The organism is Desulfurobacterium atlanticum (assembly GCF_900188395.1).
GTDB lineage: Bacteria > Aquificota > Aquificia > Desulfurobacteriales > Desulfurobacteriaceae > Desulfurobacterium_A > Desulfurobacterium_A atlanticum.
This window is the reverse complement of sequence record NZ_FZOB01000002.1, coordinates 102,776-122,841: the sequence shown is the minus strand read 5'-3', so window position 1 is coordinate 122,841 and position 20,066 is coordinate 102,776. Positions and strand designations below refer to the sequence as shown.

The window sequence follows — 20,066 nt, the reverse complement described above, 5'->3', positions numbered from 1 at the left end:
GCCGGCTTTTCTGGAGTTTGAAAACCTGTCATTTCTTTTCTAAAATAGAGTTAGGTTTAAAAACTATTACTTTCAGGTGGTTATTTGTTATGAAAATAGCGGCTGTTCAGATAAATACGGTTCTTGGCGAACTTGAAAAAAACATTGAAAAAATTTGTGGATTTGTTGAAAAGTGTATAGAGCGGGGAGTTTCTGTCTGCATCTTCCCAGAGCTTTCTTTAACAGGATACTATCTTCAGGATATCACTTCTGAAATAGCTATAACACCTGATGATGAAAGGCTTGCTCCTTTGAAAAGATTGAGTCACCATATAGGTATAATCGTTGGCGGTATTGAGGAATCTCAGGAGCATATACTTTACAACAGTGCTTTTTATATAGAAGGTGGAGTTGTCAGATTTGTTCATCGGAAAGTTTACCTTCCAACTTACGGTATGTTTGATGAGGCAAGGTTTGTAGGTGCCGGAGATAGATTTGAAACTTTTGTTACAAACGGATTTAAATCAACTGTTTTAATATGTGAGGACTGCTGGCACTTTTCTTCCCTTTATATTCCTTTTTTAAAAGGAGCAAAGCTGATATTTGCTCAGTCTGCAAGCCCTGGGAGAGGTTATAAAGATAAAGGAATGTTCGGGAATACAGAGGTTTGGAAAAATATGGGAGAGTTTTATTCCCGTTTAACCGGTTCCTATTTTATCTATTCAAACAGGGTTGGCGTTGAGGACGGTTTTGTCTTTTCAGGTAATTCCTTTATATGCGATCCTTACGGAAATGTTGTTGCTGAAGGGTCCACCTTTGGCGAGGAGATAGTAATTGCAGATATTGAAGAATCACTTATAAGGTCAGCAAGGATAAATCTTCCACTTTTAAGAGATGAAAAACCACACATTCTTCAGAGAGAGCTTGATAAATTTTTAAAAGGAAACTGAAAATGAAAGAGAAACTAAAAGAATTGTTAAAAATAGAGGATAAGCACTTTGTTGTTAATGTTCTTACAAACTTTATAAAGCAAGAAATTGAAAAGGCTGGATTTGAAAAAGCTGTTATAGCTGTAAGCGGGGGAGTTGATTCTGCCCTTTCAGCTTTTCTTGCTGTTGAAGCTCTTGGAAGGGAAAACGTTATTTTAATTTCTATGCCGTATAGAGAGAGTTCAAGAGAATCTGTAGAAGATGCAAGGCTTGTTGGAGAGGTGCTTGGAGCAGAGTTTCACGAGATAGATATAACTCCGCAGATAGATGCTTACTACAGAAACTTTCCAGATGCTTCAAACCTTCGCCGTGGAAACAAGATGGCAAGGGAAAGGATGTCCATACTTTACGACTTTGCTTACGCTAATAAAGCTCTTGTTGTAGGAACGAGCAATAAAAGTGAGCTTCTTATAGGTTATTCCACCCGCTGGGGAGATAACGCTCATGACATTAATCCTCTTGGCGACCTTTATAAAACACAGGTCTGGGAGATTGCAGAGTTTATAGGAGTTCCTGAAAAGATAGTTAGAAAAAAACCTTCTGCGGATTTGTGGCCCGGCCAGACAGACGAGGGAGAGCTTGGATTTTCATATAACCTTCTTGACCAGATTCTTGTTGCTTATGTTGATTTTAAAATGAGAAAAGATGAAATTGTAGGTTTTGGTTTTGATGCTTCTATTGTTGAGAAGATTTTAAAAATGGTTAAAAGAAGTCAGTATAAAAGGAAATTACCGATAGTTTGCAAGATAGCACAGAGAACGGTGGATAAAGATTTCCTTTATTTTAGAGATTGGGGGATTTGAGTATGCTTGTTGATTTTAAAGAGCTTGGAGAATTTGGTGTTAAAGAGCTTATAAAGCGCGGTGCTGATTTTGCTGACCTTTTCTTTGAAAAGAAATTTACATTTACTGCCAAGCTTGAGGATAACAAGGTTGAAAGTGTTTCAAACGGGATAGAGATAGGTGTCGGTATAAGAATGATAAAGGGAGGTAAGACCTTTTACGGTTTTACAAACGATATAACTCAAAAAGCGATTCTTAATGTAATCAATAACCTTGCTCCTGCAAATGGTGATAAACCGGTCTCTATCAACTGGGAACCTAAAGAAAAAAGATACCAGCAGGTTGTTGACGGTGGTGTTGATTTCAACGTTTCATCTGAAGATAAGATAATGCTTTTAAAAAGGGCAAATTACAGGGCAAGGGAGTGTGGAGACAGGATAAAGCAGGTAACGGTTGTTCTTAAAGATTCCATTCAGGAAGTAGTAATTGTTAACTCTCTTGGTCATATAGTTGAAGATATACGGCCGCGGGTTGTTTTTTACGTTCTTGTTGTTGCTTCAGACGGGAAATCTTTACAGACAGGTTATGAACCTGTAGGTCACCTTGGTGATTACTCCCTTTTCAATGAATATCAACCTGAAGATATAGCTTTAAATGCTGCGGAAAGAGCACTAAAAATGCTTTCTGCAGAGCCTGCTCCGGCAGGAACGTTTACAGTTGTTATCTCATCAAAAGCTGGCGGAACTATGATTCATGAAGCTGTGGGGCATGGACTTGAAGCTGACATTGCTAATCAGGGGCTTTCTGTCTATTCTGGTAAGTTAGGTGAGAAGGTTGCTTCAGAACTTGTAACTGTTATAGATGATGGCACTCTTAAAGGAAAATACGGTTCTTCAGGTTATGATGACGAGGGAGTTCCTACAGGTAAAACCGTTCTTATAGAAAACGGTATCCTTAAAAGCTTTATGTATGATAGGCTTCAATCTGAACAGTCTGGAACGTTTATCCTGACAGGAAACGGAAGAAGACAATCATACATGCATGTTCCTATTCCAAGAATGACAAACACATTTATAGCTCCAGGAAATGATAATCCTCAGGATATTATAGAAGGAACCGACCGTGGAATATATGTTGTAAAGATGGGTGGAGGACAGGTTAATACTGTAAACGGAGATTTTGTTTTTGAAATATCGGAAGGGTATATGATAGAGAACGGAAAGATTACTTATCCGATTAAGGGAGCTTCTTTGATAGGTAACGGACCTGCAGTGCTACAAAATATTGATGCTGTTGGTAATGACCTTGGTTTCGCAATAGGAACGTGCGGCAAAGACGGTCAGGGTGTGCCGGTTTCTGATGCTCTTCCGACTATTAGAATAAAAGAGATTACTGTAGGCGGAACGAAAAGATAACTTTTGTAGCCTTGAAATATGCTTTTTAGAGTATATAATTACTACCGTTTAATTTTTGAAGGAGGCGATTGGTATGCCAAAGATAAAGACTCGCAGATCTGCAGCAAAGAGAGTAAAGGTTACAGCTACAGGTAAGGTGAAACACTGGCATCCTAACAAAGGTCACATCCTTACAAAAAAGAGTAGAAAGAGAAAAAGAAGGCTCAGGAAAGCTGGCTATCTTTCAGGTGCTCAGGCTGCAAACTACAGAGAACTTGTGCTTTACAAGTAAGTGATGCAATCGGGCATAAAGCCTTAGAAGGCGCCCGTAGCTCGCAAAAAAGGAGGAGAGAAGATGAGAGTTAAAACAAGTAGAAGAAGGTACAGAAGAAAGAAATTGAAGAAGATGACCAAAGGCTACTTTGGTGCAAAACATAAGCTTTACAGAACTATGAAAATTCAGGTAATGAAGTCTCTCTTTTATGCTTACAAGCATAGAAGAGAGAGAAAAAGAGAGTTCAGAAGACTCTGGATTGCAAGAATTAATGCGGCAGTTAGGCAGTTTGGTCTCAATTACAGCAGATTTATCAATGGTCTTAAAAAAGCTGGAATTGAGCTTGACAGAAAAGTTCTTGCAGATATTGCTGTAAGAGACCCTGAAGGTTTCAAAGCTATTGTTGAAAGAGTGAAGGCGGTTATTTAAAACTGCTATAATCTGTGGGGAGGTTAAGCCTCCCCTTTTTCATTTTAAGGAAGTGAATTTTAAGAGGGGAAAATGGATATTGGAATTTTAAATGATATAAAGAAAAAAGTTCAGGAAGAGTTATCAAAAATTTCTTCTTTAAAAGCAGTTGAAGAACTGCGGGTAAAGTATCTTGGGAGAAAAGGTGAGATAACTTCTCTTTTGAAAAGAATACCGGAACTTCCTCCTGAAAAAAGAAAGGATTTTGGAAAGGCGTGTAATGAACTAAAAAAAGAGATAGAGTCTTTTATTGAAGAAAAGGTTCAAAGGCTTAAGGAAATAGAAAAACAAAGGAAAATAAGGCAGGAATATATAGATATAACACTTCCAGGCAGAAAAGTTTCTTCGGGTGCTCTTCATCCAATAACAAAAACGTTAACGGAAATTGTTAACATATTTACTTCTATGGGTTTTGCCGTTGCTAAAGGTCCTGAGATAGAAACCGATTTTTACAACTTTGAAGCTTTAAACATTCCTAAAGGACATCCAGCAAGAGAGATGCAGGATACTTTTTATATAAATGAAGAAACTGTTTTAAGAACACACACTTCTCCTGTTCAGATAAGGGTTATGGAATCAACACAACCTCCTGTTCAGATAATTGCACCGGGTAAAGTTTACAGAAAAGATGCTGATGTTACTCACACTCCAATGTTTCATCAGGTTGAAGGATTGATGGTAGATACTTCTGTAACTTTTGCCGACCTTAAAGGTGTTCTTGAGCTTTTCCTTAAAGAGTTTTTTGGTTCTGACACAAAGGTCAGGTTCAGACCGAGTTTTTTCCCTTTTACAGAGCCCAGTGCTGAAGTTGATATAGGGTGTGTTATTTGCGGTGGAAGTGGCTGTAAAGTTTGTAAAGGAACAGGTTGGCTTGAAGTGCTTGGTTGCGGTATGGTTGATCCTGCAGTTTTCCGCTCTGTTAATATAGACCCGGAAACATATCAGGGGTTTGCCTTTGGAATGGGTGTTGAAAGGCTTACGATGCTCAAATACGGTATTGATGATTTAAGATTGTTCTTTGAAAACGATTTAAGATTTATAAAACAGTTTAAAGGGTTGGAAATATGAGGATAACATATAACTGGCTTAAAGAATTTATAAACATTGAAGATTACTCAGCTGAAGAGATAGCTGATATTCTTACAGATATAGGTATAGAAGTTGATTCTGTTTACTACGCTGGAAAAGATATTGAAAAGGTTGTTATAGGTAAAATCCTTACGATTGAGAAACATCCAAATGCTGATAAGCTTAAAATCTGTCAGGTGGATATTGGAGATACCGTTTTACAAATAGTAACAGGTGCTGATAATATTTTTGAGGGAGCTGTTGTTCCTGTTGCTCTTCACGGCTCAAAGCTTCCAATAGGAATAAGAATAAAGAAGAGCAAGTTAAGAGGTGTTGAATCAAACGGAATGCTCTGTTCTGAAGAGGAACTGGGTCTTACTACCCATTCAGACGGGATAATGATTCTTCCTGAAGATGCCAATCTTGAGCTTGGTGCTGATGCTGTTAAGGCTCTTGGTCTTGATGACTGGATTATAGAGTATGAAATAACAACAAACCGTCCAGATGCTCTCAGTATCCTTGGAATAGCAAGGGAATTAAAAGCTGTTCTCGGAAGGGAGATTGTTCTTCCGGAAATTTCCTACACTACCATTGAAAAGAAAGCTTCTGAAGAGCTTGAGCTTGTTGTTGAAGATGAAAAGGGATGTCCAAGGTATGATGGTTTTGTTGCCAAAGATGTGAAAGTAAAGCACTCTCCACTTTTTATGCAGATAAGACTTTATCTTGTGGGTTTAAGGCCTATTAATAACGTTGTTGATATTACAAACTACGTTTTGTATGAGATTGGACAGCCTTTACACGCTTTTGATGAAAGTAAAATAAAAGATAAAACGATTGTTGTTAGAAAGGCAAAAGATGGAGAAAAAATTGTAACTCTTGATGGTGTTGAGAGAACTCTTACATCTTCAGACCTTGTTATTGCTGATACTGAAAAACCTCTTGCTCTTGCAGGCATTATGGGTGGAGAGGATTCAGGAGTTACTTATAATACTACAGATGTTGTTCTTGAAAGTGCCCATTTTGACCCATTTACCATAAGGAAAACGGCAAAAAGACTTGGTCTTTCAACCGATGCGTCTTACAGGTTTGAAAGGGGTGCTGATATTGAAGCTACAATTTTTGCCGCTGAAAGAGCTTTACACCTTTTACAGAAATATGCTGATGCTAATATTTTATCTGGAAAAGTTGAGTTTTACCCGAAACCTTATACTCCTAAGGTTATAGTCTTTAATCCGGATAAAGTTAAAAAGCTTATAGGTGTTGATATTCCGCCAAGAAAATCTTTTGAGATTCTTGCTTCTCTTGGTTTCCCTGTTAAGAAAGAGCAGGATTATATTGTTGTTAAGGTTCCTTCCTGGCGAAAATATGATATTTCAAGGGAAGTTGATATTATAGAAGAGATTGTTCGCATTTATGGAATGAAGAATGTAAAGAGCACCTATCCTCTTATGCATTCAGATGTTGAAAGACCCAGAGACTTTTTTAACATTGTTGAGATAAAAGAGTTTCTTGCAGCTAAAGGTCTTACAGAAGTTATAAATTACAGTTTTATAAGTAAAAAATTGTATGAAACTTTTGGTCTTGATTTTGATTCCCTTGTTAAAATTTCCAATCCGCTTTCAGAAGAGTGGGTTGGTATGAGAGATGTTCTTTTCCCTTCTCTTATAAATAACTGTGTTCAAAATATCAAAAGAAACGAAAAAGATATTGCGATTTTTGAAACGGCTGTGACATTTGAAGATACTGGTAAAGACTTACCTGAAGAAAGGTTGCACCTTTCAATTCTTCTTTCTGGGAAAGTTTCCGAAGGAATGTTCAGAGAGAGAAAAGTTGATTTCTATGACCTGAAAGGATTTGTTGAAGAACTTGTGGATTTTCTGAATCTTACTCCTGAGTTTGAGAGAGAAGAGGATAAATCTTTTCTCCATCCCGGACAGGCAGCAAAATTGATTATTGACGGAAAATATGCAGGGTTTTTAGGAAGACTCCATCCTGATATTGATGAAAAGTTTGAGATAAAGCAACCTGTTTATATTGCTGAAATTGACCTTGAACTTCTCCTTGAACTTGCAAAGGGGAAAGTTGCTAAATTTAAAAAGCTTCCGAAGTTTCCACCTGTTACAAGGGATATTGCTGTTCTTGTGGATAAAGATGTTTTTGCAAAAGATGTTGAAAAGATAATTGTTAAGTCTGCCGGTAAACTTTTAGAAAAAATTAAGCTTTTTGATATATATGAAGGGGAAAATATACCTGAAGGCAAGAAAAGCCTTGCGTTTTCCCTGACTTTCCGTTCTTCGGAAAAAACATTGTCAGATGAAGAAGTTTCACGTATAATAGAGAAAGTTGTAAAAAATCTTGAAAAAGAAAATATCCATTTAAGGGCATAAGAGGAAGTGGAAAGTGGCAAATTTGCCTAATACTGTAGATATAATTGTCTCCGGCAGGAGATTTACCATAAGGACCGATAAAGACCCTGAGTATGTAAGGCATCTTGGTGTCAGACTTGAAAAGATGATAGAGCGTATAAGGTCTGCCAATACAAAGATTACATACGATAAGGCACTTGTCATAGCATGCTTGTATCTTCTTGATGAAAATGAGATGTTAAGAGAGCAGATAAGAGATCTTGGTCTTGAAATTCAGAGACTTCATGAGGAAGGCGCGAAGGTTTTAATAAATTCAAAGAAAAAAATAGCGCCGTAGTTTTCCCTTCCCCTTATGCCCCATTATAGGGGTAGTATGAAAGAGCTTAAAGCTGAGATAAGGAAAAGAATAAAAGAGAAACGTTTATTGCTTGATAAAACCTGCGCTGAGAAGTTGAGCATTGAGGTTTGTGGGCATATTCTTAACATAGAAAACCTTCTTGAATTTAGCAGTTTTCTTCTATACTACCCCCACAAGGGAGAGGTTTCTCTCCTTTCTCTTTTCTCTTTTTTAAAAGATCATGGAAAGAGAGTTCTATTTCCTAAAGTTGTTGGAAAAGAGATTATTCCTATTGAAGTTTCATCTTTAGATGAACTTTCTAAAGGTTTTAAAGGTATTTTTGAACCTGTTTTTCTTTCAAAAAGCTACAAGCCCGATGTTGTTTTTGTTCCCGGTATAGCTTTTGACCTTGAATGTTACCGTCTTGGTTACGGTGGTGGATTCTACGACAGGTTTTTATCCGGAAAAGACTATTTTAAGGTCGGAGTTTGTTTTGACTTTCAGATAATTGACAGACTTCCCGTTGAGCCGTTTGATGTGCCTGTTGATGTTGTTGTTTCTGAAAAAAGAGTAATAAGGAGGAAAAAATGGAACAGTTAATGATAGTTATTTTATCTATCATTGCAGGTGTTGGTGCCGGCTTTGTTGTAGGAACAAAAAAAGAGAAAGCCGAGATTGAAAGGATAAGAGAGCAGATTAGAGAAGAAGCTAAAGAGGAAGCAGAAAGAGTTATAAGAAGAGCCAGAGAAGAAGCTGAAGATTTAAAAAGGAAAGCTGATTCTATTCTAAAAGAGGCTCAGGAAAAGGTTGAGGAAATAAGGAGAGAAGCACTTCTTCATGCAAAGGAGAAGGTTCAACTTGAGAAAGAGCGTATAGATGAAGAGCTTAGAGAAAAGAGAAGGGAACTTCAGGAGTTTGAGAAAAGGCTTTTAAAAAGGGAGGAGTTTCTTGATAAAAGGGAAATTTCCCTTGATAAACGGGAAGAAAATCTTGATAAACGTGCTGAGTTTCTTGAAAGGATAGAAAAAGAACTTGAAGCTAAAAAACAGGAACTTCAAAAGCTTGAAGCGGAACTTTCAGAAAAAGAGCTTGAGCTTGCAAGATTGATTGAGGGAGAACTTAAAAAACTTGAAGAGATTTCAGGTATGACAAAAGAGGAAGCAGAAGAAGAGCTTTTAAGAAGGATGGAAGATGAGATAAAGTCTGAACTTGCTGCAAGATATAAAAAGATGGAAGAAGAGTTTGAGTTTATGGCTGAAAGAAGGGCGAGGAGAATTCTTTCTACAACGATTCAAAGGCTTGCGACAGAGCACGTTGCTGAGACAACAGTTGCTGTTGTGGACCTTCCTAATAACGAGATGAAAGGAAGAATTATCGGAAGGGAAGGGAGAAATATCAGAGCGTTTGAGCTTGCTACAGGAGTTGACCTTATCATAGATGATACTCCAGAAGCTGTTGCAATATCCTGTTTTGACCCTGTAAGAAGAGAAGTTGCAAGGATAGCACTTGAAAGACTTGTTGCAGATGGAAGAATTCATCCTGCAAGGATAGAAGAGGTTGTTGAAAAAGTAAGAGAAGAGATAGACCAGGAGATAATCTCTGCAGGTGAAGAAACACTATTTGAGCTTGGTATTTCAAACGTTCATCCAGAACTCATCAAGCTTCTTGGAAGTCTTAAATTCAGAACAAGCTACGGACAAAATGTTTTACAGCATGTGAAAGAAGTGGCCTATCTTGCTTCAATGCTTGCTGCTGAAATAGATGCTGACCCTGAACTTGCAAAAAGGGCGGGACTTTTCCATGATATAGGAAAGGCTGTATCTCATGAAACTGAAGGTTCTCATGCTGCTGTTGGTGCTGAAATCTTAAAACGTTATGGTGAACCTGATGAGGTTGTTAACGCTGCAGCTTCTCATCACGGAGAGGTGGAAGCTAAATATGTTGAGTCTGTTCTTGCGCAGGTGGGAGATGCCCTTTCTGCTGCAAGACCTGGAGCAAGGAGAGAGAGCCTTGAAGCTTACATTAAAAGGATAGAAAAACTTGAAAGTATAGCTGAATCCTTCCCTGGAGTTTCAAAAGCTTTTGCAATACAGGCTGGAAGAGAAGTTAGAATAATGGTTGAACATGATAAAATTACCGATGAAGAGGCAGCACTTCTTGCTCACCAGATTGCAAAAAGGATAGAGGAAGAGGTTCAGTATCCAGGCCAGATTAAAATAACTGTTATAAGAGAAACAAGAGCTGTAGATTATGCAAAGTAAGGAGTTGTTTTATGCTTAAGAAGCTTGATGAGCAAGTAAAGAAAGACTTTAAAGAGTATTTCGGTGATAGAGATTACGGTGTTGTAGCTGTTACAGGGGAAGATGCTATAAGAATTTTTTGTATAAGAACAACCAACCTTACAGATATTGCAAGGTTAAAACACGGGCTTACTCCTCTTTCAACTGTTGTTCTTGGAAGGACAATGGCAGGGGCTATCCTTCTGACCACTCTTGTAAAGCATGCTACAGAGCAGAGAGTTTTACTTCGTATAGAAGGAGATGGGCCTGCTGGACTTGTTGTTGCTGAAGCCAACGGGAAAGGAGAAGTCAGAGGATTTATACAGAATAAACATCTTGAGCTTAAATCAAAGGTTGTTAACGGGAAAAAGAAGTTTGACGTTAAAAGTGCAATAGGGAAAGGAACTCTGACTGTGGTGAAAGATTTAGGACTTAGAACTCCTTATGAAAGTTCTGTTCCGATTGTTTCTGGAGAAATAGCAGAAGACATAGCCTATTATCTTTTAAAATCGGAGCAAATTCCATCGGCAGTTTCACTTGGAGTTTTAATAGGTGAAGATGGAAAAGTGCAGGCAGCAGGCGGTTTTCTGGTTCAGCCGCTACCTGGAGCAAAGGACAAGAATATTGCAAAGATTGAAGAAAATGTGAAGAAACTCCCGCCTATGACAGAGCTTTTGACATCTGGTAAGAGACCTGAAGATATAATTGAGCAGGTGCTTGAAGGGTTCACGGTTAAGGTTCTTGCACTTAAAGAGCTTTCATTTAAATGTAGATGTTCAAAAGAAACAGCCGAACAGAGCCTTTTCCTTCTTCCAGTGGAAGATTTGAAAAAGCTTATTGAAGAAGGAGGGGCAGAAATAAAATGTAATTTCTGCTCTACTGCTTATTATTTCACTCCTCAGGAGATAGAAAATATTATAAAATTGAAGGAAAAAGAACCACAGTAATTATGGAGATACTTTAATGAAAACAATAGCATTTTTAACTCTTGATATTCCTGCACTTCCAAAGGCTGATTTCCCTGTGAATGTTGAATTTGAAGGAAATAGAGTTTTAGTTCCTGCTTTAAAAATAATGAATTTTATTGATACTTCTAAAGGATTAAAACTTATTGACCATACAAATAAGGTTCAGGTTTATGACATAAAGTCTGTAGAAGGTAATGTTTTAAATGTTGAAAAAGTAGCTACTTTTGAAAATAGAAGGAAGTCAATTAGATTGCCTTTTATTGGAAGGTATAAAGGTTTCTTTGTTTCTGCCATTAATGATGTGCCAGATGTGTATAAACTAAGGGATATTTCATTTGAAGCGATAGCTGTTAATCCTATAGGTGATGCACCTGTCTTTCCTGAAAATAAAGAGATAAACGGTAGATTGCTTTTCCCTGCGATGGGTTTGAAATCACCTGTATTACCTTTTTACATTATAAGAGCAACTTCTGATATTGTGGTTTTTGGATTTGAAGGTAAAACGGAGTTTGCTAAAGAGCTTATGCTTAATCTAACTGTTGAGCTTAAGCATCTATTAAAAACTATGGAAATTACGTAATTGCTGGAGGTTATATGATTGCTCGTTATTCTCTCCCTGAAATGAGTGCAGTTTGGGATTTGCAGAACAAATATAGAGCATGGCTTAAAGTAGAGATTGCTGCTACAAAAGCGTGGGTTCAGCTTGGTAAAGTGCCAGAAGAGGCTTTAAAGGAGATAGAAGAAAAGACAAGAGACTTTATAGAAGGCAGGAAAGAGTTTGATATAAAAAGGATAAATGAAATAGAAGAGATAACAAATCACGATGTTATCGCTTTTCTTACATACATTAAGGAAATTGTCGGAGATTCGGCAAAATATCTTCATTTTGGGATGACTTCATCAGATATGCTTGATACAGCCTTTGCCATTCAGATAAAACAGGCTGGGGAAATTCTTTTAAAAGATATAGACAGAATACTTGAAGCTATAAAAAGAAGGGCGCTTGAGCATAAGTATACCGTGATGATTGGTAGAACACACGGTATCCACGCTGAACCGATAACATTCGGGTTAAAGCTTGCCATCTGGTATGAGGAGATGAAAAGAAATAGGGAAAGACTATCAGCAGCTATTGAAAGGGCTGCGGTGGGTAAGATATCTGGAGCTGTTGGGACTTATGCGAATATAGACCCGAGAGTGGAAGAGATAGCGTGCAGGGAGCTTGGAATAGGGTATGCTAAAGTTTCAAATCAAGTTGTTCAGAGAGATAGACATGCAGAGTTTCTAAACGCACTTGCAATTACTGCAAGCTCCATTGAACAGTTTGCTACAGAGATAAGACACCTTCAAAGAACAGAAGTCAGGGAAGTTGAAGAACCTTTCAGAAAAGGGCAGAAAGGGTCTTCTGCAATGCCTCATAAAAGGAATCCGATTTTATCAGAAAGATTGTGCGGTCTTGCAAGAGTTGTAAGGAGTGCTTCCATTATAGGAATGGAAAATATAGCTTTATGGCATGAAAGAGATATAAGTCATTCTTCTACTGAAAGAACAACTTTTGTTGATGCATGTATAGCTCTTGATTACATGCTTCAAAAGTTTGAATGGCTGATAGATAATCTTGTTGTATATCCTGAAAATATGATGAAAAACTTAAATCTTCTTAAAGGGCTTGTTTTCTCACAAAGAGTGCTCCTTACACTTATAGAAAAGGGAGGTCTTTCAAGAGAAGATGCTTATGCTGTAGTTCAAGAAAATGCAATGAAAGTGTGGCAGGAAGGAAAAGACTTTAAAGAACTTTTAAAATCGGATGAGAGAGTTAAGAAAGTTCTTACAGATAAAGAGATAGAAGATATCTTTGACCTTTCTTACCATACAAAACATGTGGATTACATTTTTAACAGAGTTTTTAATACTTGAAACCTTGAAACTTAACTGAGGCTGTTTGAAAAATGGCTATGAATTTTAAGAGATCCTTCGGGCTTTGCCCTCAGGATGACTTTCATCGTCATTCTGAGGCTGCTTTGCAGCCGAAGAATCTTAATACCTTTTAGAAACAAATGAGAATTTTCAAACATTCTCAAACTTGACTGTATTTAAGTGGAAAAATTTGCTATCATTTATGTGTAGCTCTTTGTAATATGAATAAGGTAAATTTTTAGAGGGTCAGAGGCTTTGAGCTGTAGCCTATATTAGATATTTATTAAAACTTTAAGTTTTGTAGGCATTGAATTTCAATGCCCGAATTTTGCCACTGTTGAAATGCCCTAAAAAACGTGAGGGATTACGACGATATACATACTTTCATTAATTGATAATTCTCAAACTATTAGTTGAAATGCCCTAAAAAACGTGAGGGATTACGACAACATACCAACCTCCTATTTTATTTTATTCACTATAGTTGAAATGCCCTAAAAAACGTGAGGGATTACGACTTACAAACGGGGCCATTTACAAGCCCCGACTGTAAGGTGTTGAAATGCCCTAAAAAACGTGAGGGATTACGACTTGGGGGAGAGCAATTCCTTTATTTTTGAAGGGAATTTTCTGTTGAAATGCCCTAAAAAACGTGAGGGATTACGACATCGGCGCTATTAGATCATCTATATCTATTATATCTGTTGTGTTAGTTGAAATGCCCTAAAAAACGTGAGGGATTACGACCTTTAATTGTTTCATCTTTATTGATTTTGCATTCAATTCTACGAGTTGAAATGCCCTAAAAAACGTGAGGGATTACGACAGAGGCTACTCCTCCCACCACTCATCAGTAATTTCAGGGAAGGTTGAAATGCCCTGAAAAACGTGAGGGATTACGACTTCTGTCAACTCTTCATAATTCATAATAACTCCTATGAAAGATGTCAACTCCCAACACAGAGGTTGCATTTATTATCAACAAAATCCATAAATTGCCTTTTCTGGGAGTGTCCACCAAAGTGTGTAAAAATAAACAACAGACAAAACAAGGAGGTGGACACCATGAAAAGCGGATACAACCCTGAAGAAGTAAAACAGAAGATAAAGACACTAATTCAGTAAACACTTCAAGAAGCATTAGAAGCTGAATTAGAAAAATTCTTAGGATACTCAAAATATGAACGAACAGAAAAAACAACTACAGAAACAACCGGGTTATGTAAAAAATCTTGTGTAAGCTATTTGGGATATCTCATAGAGAACATTTCTTAAATTTTCTTTTTGGTCCAAAAAAACCGTTTACTACTCTTTTAGATCATCTACACTTGCATATAAAAGCAAAAATAACAAATGGGGAAAACTATTATAACTTAACACTTTTCCATTATTTCTATAAAATCTCCTTTGCTAATAAAATCATTACTTCCATTTAATCTTCCGTTTTGTACTTTCATACACAATAGAAATTTCTACATGGCACGGTAATTAAAAACAGAAAAAAGCATAATTAATGTCAGAATTTTATTCAAAAATCGTTAATTATTAAGTGAAGACAAAGGAAGTGATGTAAACGCACAAAGTACAGTAAAGATTATAGTTTTTGGTTGTTAAATTCAGAGCAAGTATTAGGAGTAAAAAAATATATCAGGAGGAAAAGGTGGCTGTGCTTGTTTTAATACTCATATTTGTTTTCCTTTATTTTGCATCCAAAATTTTAATACCTTTTTTCACAGCTATCCTTAAATTATTTGCCCTTTTAAGCGCAATTAGTCCATTTATCATATTTATGGTACTTGGTGCTGCTATATGGGAAATTATAAATACCTTAAACAGGGAAAATTAGTCAGAATTTCTGCAAAAATTTCGTTATTTATAGATATAAAGCTTTAAAAAGGAGGAAAAATGCCTTTACTACTGGCAGTTGTAGGAATAGTTGCTCTCTGGCTTTTAGCAAAAATATTAATTCCAATTTTAATAAAGGTTTTAATTTTGTTTACTTTAATGGCATGCATTTCTCCATTTGTAATATTTACTATTATAGGATATGTTTCCGGAAAAAATTCAGCAAGCTTTAGCGAAAAACTAAAAAGGAGATTTCGCAATGAGAGAAAGAAAGCTAAAAAATGTTAAAATAGTTATGCATGCTGAGTATAACCATGAATTAAGTAAGCATCATAACAGAAAAAGATGGATAAAGGAAAATAAAAAGTTTTATTGGAAAAGAACAAGGAGAAAGGGAAATGCAAGGTTTTATATGTGCGACTCTTGGTAATGTAAAAGGGTGGAGAGAAGTTAACTTTTCTTACGAAGGGAAAAACTCAAAACCTTCCAAACTTTCCACTTTGGTTGTTAGCAGAGAAGAAAACGTTAAACCTTTAATCTTTATCCCTCACAGTCTTTTAGAATCAGGTATTTTAAATGATATTAAAGAACTTTCCAATAATTCCGAAATAGAATTTGACTTCGTAATTTCTCCAAGTTTTGGAAAATATGATTATGAATATAATATAAGGTTTTACCAGCTTGTATTCTTCTACTTTCACAACTTCACGAAAAAATTTCTTTCAGAAGAAACAGAAAATCTAAAATTCTTTGCAGATGTTTCTGTCGGAATGAATCAATTAACATTTGCTATGCTGGAAGCATTTAAATTCTTCAGAATATTTGTTGAATTTTTAAATTTAGGAAAGAGGAAAAAACCTAAATTTTACATAGTATATTCGGAACCAGTAATTGGCAGTAACTCTGATAAAGTAAGATTTAATATTTATAAAGAAACTTTTAAACCTAAAGCGTTCCTATCACTACCTATAAAATGGAAAGAAATAAGAGATGTGGAGAGCAACATAGATAAACTACCTGTAAGCAGTGAAATGAAAAATGAACTAAAAAAAATCACAAAAAGTGCCTTATACATTCTTACTTCAACAATTAAAAATTTTCCTTTGGTTATATATCACTTGGGATATTATCCTGAAAAAAAAATTAAAAAAATAATGAAAAATCTCATCTCAGAACTTTCTCCTATAATGGGAAGTAGTGAAAGCCCTCCAAAATTCGAAAAAAATGAAAAAAACAAGATAATAAACTATCTATTTACAAAAGAAGGAATCAACTACAGATTAATATCTAACACTTTTCTACTTTTTTCATTCTATGGAGGAATTTCTGCCCTACTTGAAAAAAATGGAATTCCTGAAAATGGCAAACAAGGAGAAGTTATAGACGATCTTTATGAGAAATTTTCCTCTATTTATAGGGAAATATTTGGAAAAGACTCTCCAAACGAAATCTTGCTAGCTAAAGATATAGATAGACTAAAGAAATTAACCTCTAATCATAAATCATCAAATTCCAGTATCAGTTTTAATTTCGGAAAAGACAATCCTATAATAGAAAAAATGTGGAAAAATGCACAAGAGTATGAAAACGAGAAATTTAAAACAAGCAAAAACCCCAGCCATAGGAATTTTATAGCTCACTCAGGACTTTTAACTAATCTATTGGAGTATAACCCTATTACAAGAAGCATAAGATACAAAAATGATACGCAGACTATAAAAATTATAGAAGATTTCATTCAGAAATCTTAGAAAATTCATTCATACATATAACTCTTTTTGATTTAAGTTTTTCTAAAATAAAAATATTCTTTTTTTCGTTGGACAGGGAATCTTTAAAAACAAAAATTCGCTTTTAGCTATCAAGTTTAGGACAACTTAAACTAAAAAATAAACCTACTCATCGTAATCCCTCTCAGTTTATAGGGCATTTCAACTTGCGGTGTTTTTATACTTGCAGAGATTATACATATTTTTCTGGTTGTAATCCCTCTCAGTTTATAGGGCATTTCAACTTGCGGTGTTTTTATACTTGCAGAGATTATACATATTTTTCTGGTTGTAATCCCTCTCAGTTTATAGGGCATTTCAACTTGCGGTGTTTTTATACTTGCAGAGATTATACATATTTTTCTGGTTGTAATCCCTCTCAGTTTATAGGGCATTTCAACAAAGATCAAGGAAACAGATAAGTACATAATTATTAGGTTGTAATCCCTCTCAGTTTATAGGGCATTTCAACCAAAAAAAATAGGGGGACCGTGGCAAATAATTGATTTAGAGTTGTAATCCCTCTCAGTTTATAGGGCATTTCAACTTAACAGATATAAAATCATTAATAAATATATTGTCTACAAACAGGTTGTAATCCCTCTCAGTTTATAGGGCATTTCAACCGAAGGTGTACGATACAGATTTGTTTTAATAGACGAAGAATGTTGTAATCCCTCTCAGTTTATAGGGCATTTCAACCTACACTTTCTTCACCATCTTGTGAATCATCTTCATTGTAAACATGTTGTAATCCCTCTCAGTTTATAGGGCATTTCAACTCTTCTTTAATTACATATGATTATAGGAGGTTAACATGATAAAGAAGTTGTAATCCCTCTCAGTTTATAGGGCATTTCAACTAATTCGATTGAAATGACGAAAGAATATATCAATGACTTGAAAGTTGTAATCCCTCTCAGTTTATAGGGCATTTCAACGTGAAAATAAAATCAAGGAGGTTGAAATGGAAGTTGTGTTGTAATCCCTCTCAGTTTATAGGGCATTTCAACGGTCCTCCCCTTTTTTATTTTTTGCGGGAGGGGATGAAAGCCCGGTTGTAATCCCTCTCAGTTTATAGGGCATTTCAACGAAAAATCCGATAATAAACACGTTAATATTAATCAGCAAAAATTAAGTTGTAATCCCTCTCAGTTTATAGGGCATTTCAACTCTAAGTTCACAATCCGGCCAAATACGGATACTGCATATCTTATAGTTGTAATCCCTCTCAGTTTATAGGGCATTTCAACAAATTGTTATGACACATTTGAAGATTATTTCAAAATAAAGTTGTAATCCCTCTCAGTTTATAGGGCATTTCAACGAAGAACATTTCGGAAAAAGGATCGTTTCAGCAACCAAGCTGAGTTGTAATCCCTCTCAGTTTATAGGGCATTTCAACTGGGAAAAAGAGGATTATAAAAGAATTGCGGAAAGAAGTTGTAATCCCTCTCAGTTTATAGGGCATTTCAACATGCTACTGGTGATAATTCCTCATCTATAGGATTTCTAGGCTAAAGTTGTAATCCCTCTCAGTTTATAGGGCATTTCAACTTATGATGATTCTGAAACTATTGATGATGTAACAATTGTTGTAATCCCTCTCAGTTTATAGGGCATTTCAACGAAATTCGTTATGATTCAATTTCCTCAAAAACTTGAAGAGGGGTTGTAATCCCTCTCAGTTTATAGGGCATTTCAACATCAAGGAGGTTGAGAATGGAAGAAGTTGTCATGAGTTGTAATCCCTCTCAGTTTATAGGGCATTTCAACCAGTTGTTAAAATGTTACTAGAAGAAATAGGAGTTGTAATCCCTCTCAGTTTATAGGGCATTTCAACTAGTGTGTAAGCTGAAGGAGAGTAGTAGGTATGTATTACTACAAGTTGTAATCCCTCTCAGTTTATAGGGCATTTCAACACTTGCCTTAAACAAGCTTATTTACAATAGTTATTAGATACTATAATGCATTTTAATATTAGAATACTAAAGCATATTCATCTTTCAAAGAACTATTAGGCGCATTATAACATATCTATTTCAAAAGAAAAAGTCATATTCTATCATACTTCCAAGTTTTCTAACTCTTTTTAAACTTTTTGAATCAATAGGGTAAATGTATATTTTGTCGTCTTTCGTCATTATCTTTTGCAAACTTCTGATCAGCCTATTAAAATCTTTCTGAGTATTAATCTCAATTTCAAATACACTTTTTTGTGTTCTAACCCCATATTCCATCAATATTCTTGAAACTTTTGTCCTTCTTCTATTTGCCGCCGAAATCCAACCTCTACGCTTATCAGAAAGTATATCATATATTACTACATAGTTATTAATTCTTTTCGAAAATTTAAATTTCATAGAGCTACCTCATTTTCATCAACTTTTCCAAGCTTTATAATACATTGAATTAAATAAGAAGAAAGTGGAAAAAGGAATATAGAATCGGTAGTATTATCTATAAGTTTCTCCATCTCATTAATTAATCTTTCTATTTCTTTTGAAGCTATTTCTATCTCAAAAGCACTATATTGAATTCTCTTCCCATACTTTTTCAATTTTGTGGAAATTTTATTACGAGCTCTATCGTTTGATATGTCATAAACTATAAGGTATCTCATATCAGTAACCTTACAAATATTTTAATACTACTTCGTGAATAAATAGGGAAACTGGAAAAAAGAAGTCTGAATTCAAAATTTTTTCAGAATATAGTTTTGATATGACTTTTAAGGCTTCAGGTTTAATAAGTACACTTCTTTTTGTCTTTCGGAAATCGCTTTTTGTTAGAAATTCACTATTTAGCATATCTGCTACAAAAAATATAAGACCAGGTCTTAAAATCTCCAGAATATCTGAAGCAAGAGCTGCATGTTTTCCTCTCTTTTCATGAAAAAAACCACAATAGGGATCAAGGTCAAAAGATACTATTAAAGGTATCAATATAGAATAGGTATAAGTATATACCAAACTTAAAAGACTGTTTACCTCATTTTCCGGCGGATTATAGGTTCTCTTCTCAAATTTCCACTTTCCAGATATAGCTGCTGAGAAGTGTCTATAAAGAGAATTCATTATAAATCCATCTATACTTCTTAGTAAAGAGATTTTATCCGACTTTTCTATCCATTTAGCAGTATCTTTATAAAATGACTTTATAACACTTTTTTCCAAATAGTGTCTTCCAGAATAGTCGTAAAATTTCTCAAGAATCCATTGAGCTAAAAGAGCTTTCCTGCGCAAAAGTTCCTGTATCATTGCTACCTTTTTATACTCAATTTCAAAACTCTTATATTGGTTAATTCTTCTTTTTGATGAGGATCTAAGAAATTGAGGAAGTATTATAGAAGAAAGCTCTCCATTTGTTCTAACAATAAATATATATTTTCCACTTCCAGATAAAGATTTTATAACCGGAGTTGTTAAATTTACATTTGCTACTATAAAGACATTAGAGAAAGTTCCAAATGGAATTGAATATTTCCTGTTTTTAACTTCTACTATAAGCTCATACTTTCTTTTTCTAATAACCGCTCCATGAGTTGTAATAAATATGTTTCTAAGATTTTCTATTCCCAATCCATTCCCCCAAAAAGCTCCCGAAAAGCAATTCCATACTTTCAATATCT

The 20,066-nt window shown here is 35.4% G+C and carries 19 protein-coding genes and 2 CRISPR repeat arrays; of the genes, 16 read left to right on the top strand and 3 right to left on the bottom strand.

Annotated elements, in window-relative coordinates; genetic code table 11:
* Window positions 1-89 precede the first annotated feature (89 nt).
* From CHB58_RS02180 to CHB58_RS02105, 16 genes are all read left to right on the top strand, one after another.
* Window positions 90-929 carry a nitrilase-related carbon-nitrogen hydrolase gene (locus tag CHB58_RS02180; protein ID WP_089322471.1) on the top strand — a complete coding sequence of 280 codons (840 nt, stop codon included), beginning with the start codon at window positions 90-92 and terminating at the stop codon, window positions 927-929.
* Between the two features lie 2 nt (window positions 930-931).
* Window positions 932-1,771, top strand: coding sequence for an NAD+ synthase (locus tag CHB58_RS02175; protein ID WP_089322470.1), 840 nt, complete (start codon window positions 932-934; stop codon window positions 1,769-1,771).
* Between the two features lie 2 nt (window positions 1,772-1,773).
* On the top strand, window positions 1,774-3,165 hold the full coding sequence (locus CHB58_RS02170) for a TldD/PmbA family protein (protein ID WP_089322469.1): 1,392 nt from the start codon (window positions 1,774-1,776) through the stop codon (window positions 3,163-3,165).
* 73 nt (window positions 3,166-3,238) lie between these two features.
* Window positions 3,239-3,436: a 50S ribosomal protein L35 gene (gene rpmI / locus CHB58_RS02165; RefSeq protein ID WP_089322468.1), complete on the top strand. Its 198-nt coding sequence runs from the start codon at window positions 3,239-3,241 to the stop codon at window positions 3,434-3,436.
* A gap of 63 nt (window positions 3,437-3,499) precedes the next feature.
* Window positions 3,500-3,847, top strand: a complete 348-nt coding sequence (gene rplT, locus CHB58_RS02160; RefSeq protein ID WP_089322467.1) for a 50S ribosomal protein L20 — start codon at window positions 3,500-3,502, stop codon at window positions 3,845-3,847.
* A gap of 72 nt (window positions 3,848-3,919) precedes the next feature.
* On the top strand, window positions 3,920-4,954 hold the full coding sequence (pheS, locus tag CHB58_RS02155) for a phenylalanine--tRNA ligase subunit alpha (protein ID WP_089322466.1): 1,035 nt from the start codon (window positions 3,920-3,922) through the stop codon (window positions 4,952-4,954).
* A complete protein-coding gene (pheT, locus tag CHB58_RS02150) occupies window positions 4,951-7,341 on the top strand; it encodes a phenylalanine--tRNA ligase subunit beta (RefSeq protein WP_089322465.1) in 2,391 nt (796 codons plus the stop codon). The genes pheS and pheT overlap by 4 nt, the downstream gene beginning before the upstream one ends.
* A 13-nt stretch (window positions 7,342-7,354) precedes the next feature.
* On the top strand, window positions 7,355-7,657 hold the full coding sequence (locus CHB58_RS02145) for a cell division protein ZapA (protein ID WP_089322464.1): 303 nt from the start codon (window positions 7,355-7,357) through the stop codon (window positions 7,655-7,657).
* A gap of 36 nt (window positions 7,658-7,693) precedes the next feature.
* A complete protein-coding gene (locus CHB58_RS02140; protein WP_180706398.1) occupies window positions 7,694-8,257 on the top strand; it encodes a 5-formyltetrahydrofolate cyclo-ligase in 564 nt (187 codons plus the stop codon).
* Complete coding sequence (gene rny, locus CHB58_RS02135; RefSeq protein WP_089322462.1) at window positions 8,245-9,918, top strand: ribonuclease Y; 1,674 nt, start codon at window positions 8,245-8,247, stop codon at window positions 9,916-9,918. The genes CHB58_RS02140 and rny overlap by 13 nt, the downstream gene beginning before the upstream one ends.
* Window positions 9,919-9,929: 11 nt before the next feature.
* Window positions 9,930-10,883, top strand: coding sequence for an Hsp33 family molecular chaperone HslO (gene hslO, locus CHB58_RS02130; protein ID WP_089322461.1), 954 nt, complete (start codon window positions 9,930-9,932; stop codon window positions 10,881-10,883).
* 16 nt (window positions 10,884-10,899) lie between these two features.
* On the top strand, window positions 10,900-11,484 hold the full coding sequence (locus CHB58_RS02125; RefSeq protein ID WP_089322460.1) for a hypothetical protein: 585 nt from the start codon (window positions 10,900-10,902) through the stop codon (window positions 11,482-11,484).
* Between the two features lie 14 nt (window positions 11,485-11,498).
* Entirely contained in the window at window positions 11,499-12,821 is a 1,323-nt protein-coding gene (purB, locus tag CHB58_RS02120) for an adenylosuccinate lyase (RefSeq protein ID WP_089322459.1), read from the top strand.
* Window positions 12,822-13,157: 336 nt separating this feature from the next.
* Window positions 13,158-13,724: direct repeats of the CRISPR family, unit length 35 nt; unit sequence GTTGAAATGCCCTAAAAAACGTGAGGGATTACGAC.
* 757 nt (window positions 13,725-14,481) lie between these two features.
* Complete coding sequence (locus tag CHB58_RS02115) at window positions 14,482-14,667, top strand: hypothetical protein (RefSeq protein WP_089322458.1); 186 nt, start codon at window positions 14,482-14,484, stop codon at window positions 14,665-14,667.
* A gap of 59 nt (window positions 14,668-14,726) precedes the next feature.
* Window positions 14,727-14,954 (top strand): hypothetical protein, encoded by a 228-nt coding sequence (locus CHB58_RS02110; protein WP_089322457.1) that lies wholly within the window; start codon window positions 14,727-14,729, stop codon window positions 14,952-14,954.
* A gap of 110 nt (window positions 14,955-15,064) precedes the next feature.
* Window positions 15,065-16,417: a TM1812 family CRISPR-associated protein gene (locus CHB58_RS02105; RefSeq protein WP_089322456.1), complete on the top strand. Its 1,353-nt coding sequence runs from the start codon at window positions 15,065-15,067 to the stop codon at window positions 16,415-16,417.
* Window positions 16,418-16,567: 150 nt separating this feature from the next.
* Window positions 16,568-18,357: direct repeats of the CRISPR family, unit length 35 nt; unit sequence GTTGTAATCCCTCTCAGTTTATAGGGCATTTCAAC.
* A 120-nt stretch (window positions 18,358-18,477) separates the two neighbouring features.
* Here the strand turns inward: CHB58_RS02105 and cas2 (CHB58_RS02100) are convergent.
* From cas2 (CHB58_RS02100) to cas1, 3 genes are read right to left on the bottom strand one after another with little or no spacing between them, the layout of a single operon-like run.
* Entirely contained in the window at window positions 18,478-18,798 is a 321-nt protein-coding gene (cas2, locus tag CHB58_RS02100) for a CRISPR-associated endonuclease Cas2 (RefSeq protein ID WP_089322455.1), read from the bottom strand.
* The gene (gene cas2, locus CHB58_RS02095) at window positions 18,795-19,058 is read right to left on the bottom strand and encodes a CRISPR-associated endonuclease Cas2 (protein ID WP_089322454.1); all 264 of its coding nucleotides are present in this window, start codon (window positions 19,056-19,058) and stop codon (window positions 18,795-18,797) included. Before cas2 (CHB58_RS02095) ends, cas2 (CHB58_RS02100) begins: the two co-directional genes overlap by 4 nt.
* A gap of 10 nt (window positions 19,059-19,068) precedes the next feature.
* Window positions 19,069-20,016 (bottom strand): CRISPR-associated endonuclease Cas1, encoded by a 948-nt coding sequence (gene cas1 / locus CHB58_RS02090; protein WP_180706397.1) that lies wholly within the window; start codon window positions 20,014-20,016, stop codon window positions 19,069-19,071.
* Window positions 20,017-20,066 lie beyond the last annotated feature (50 nt).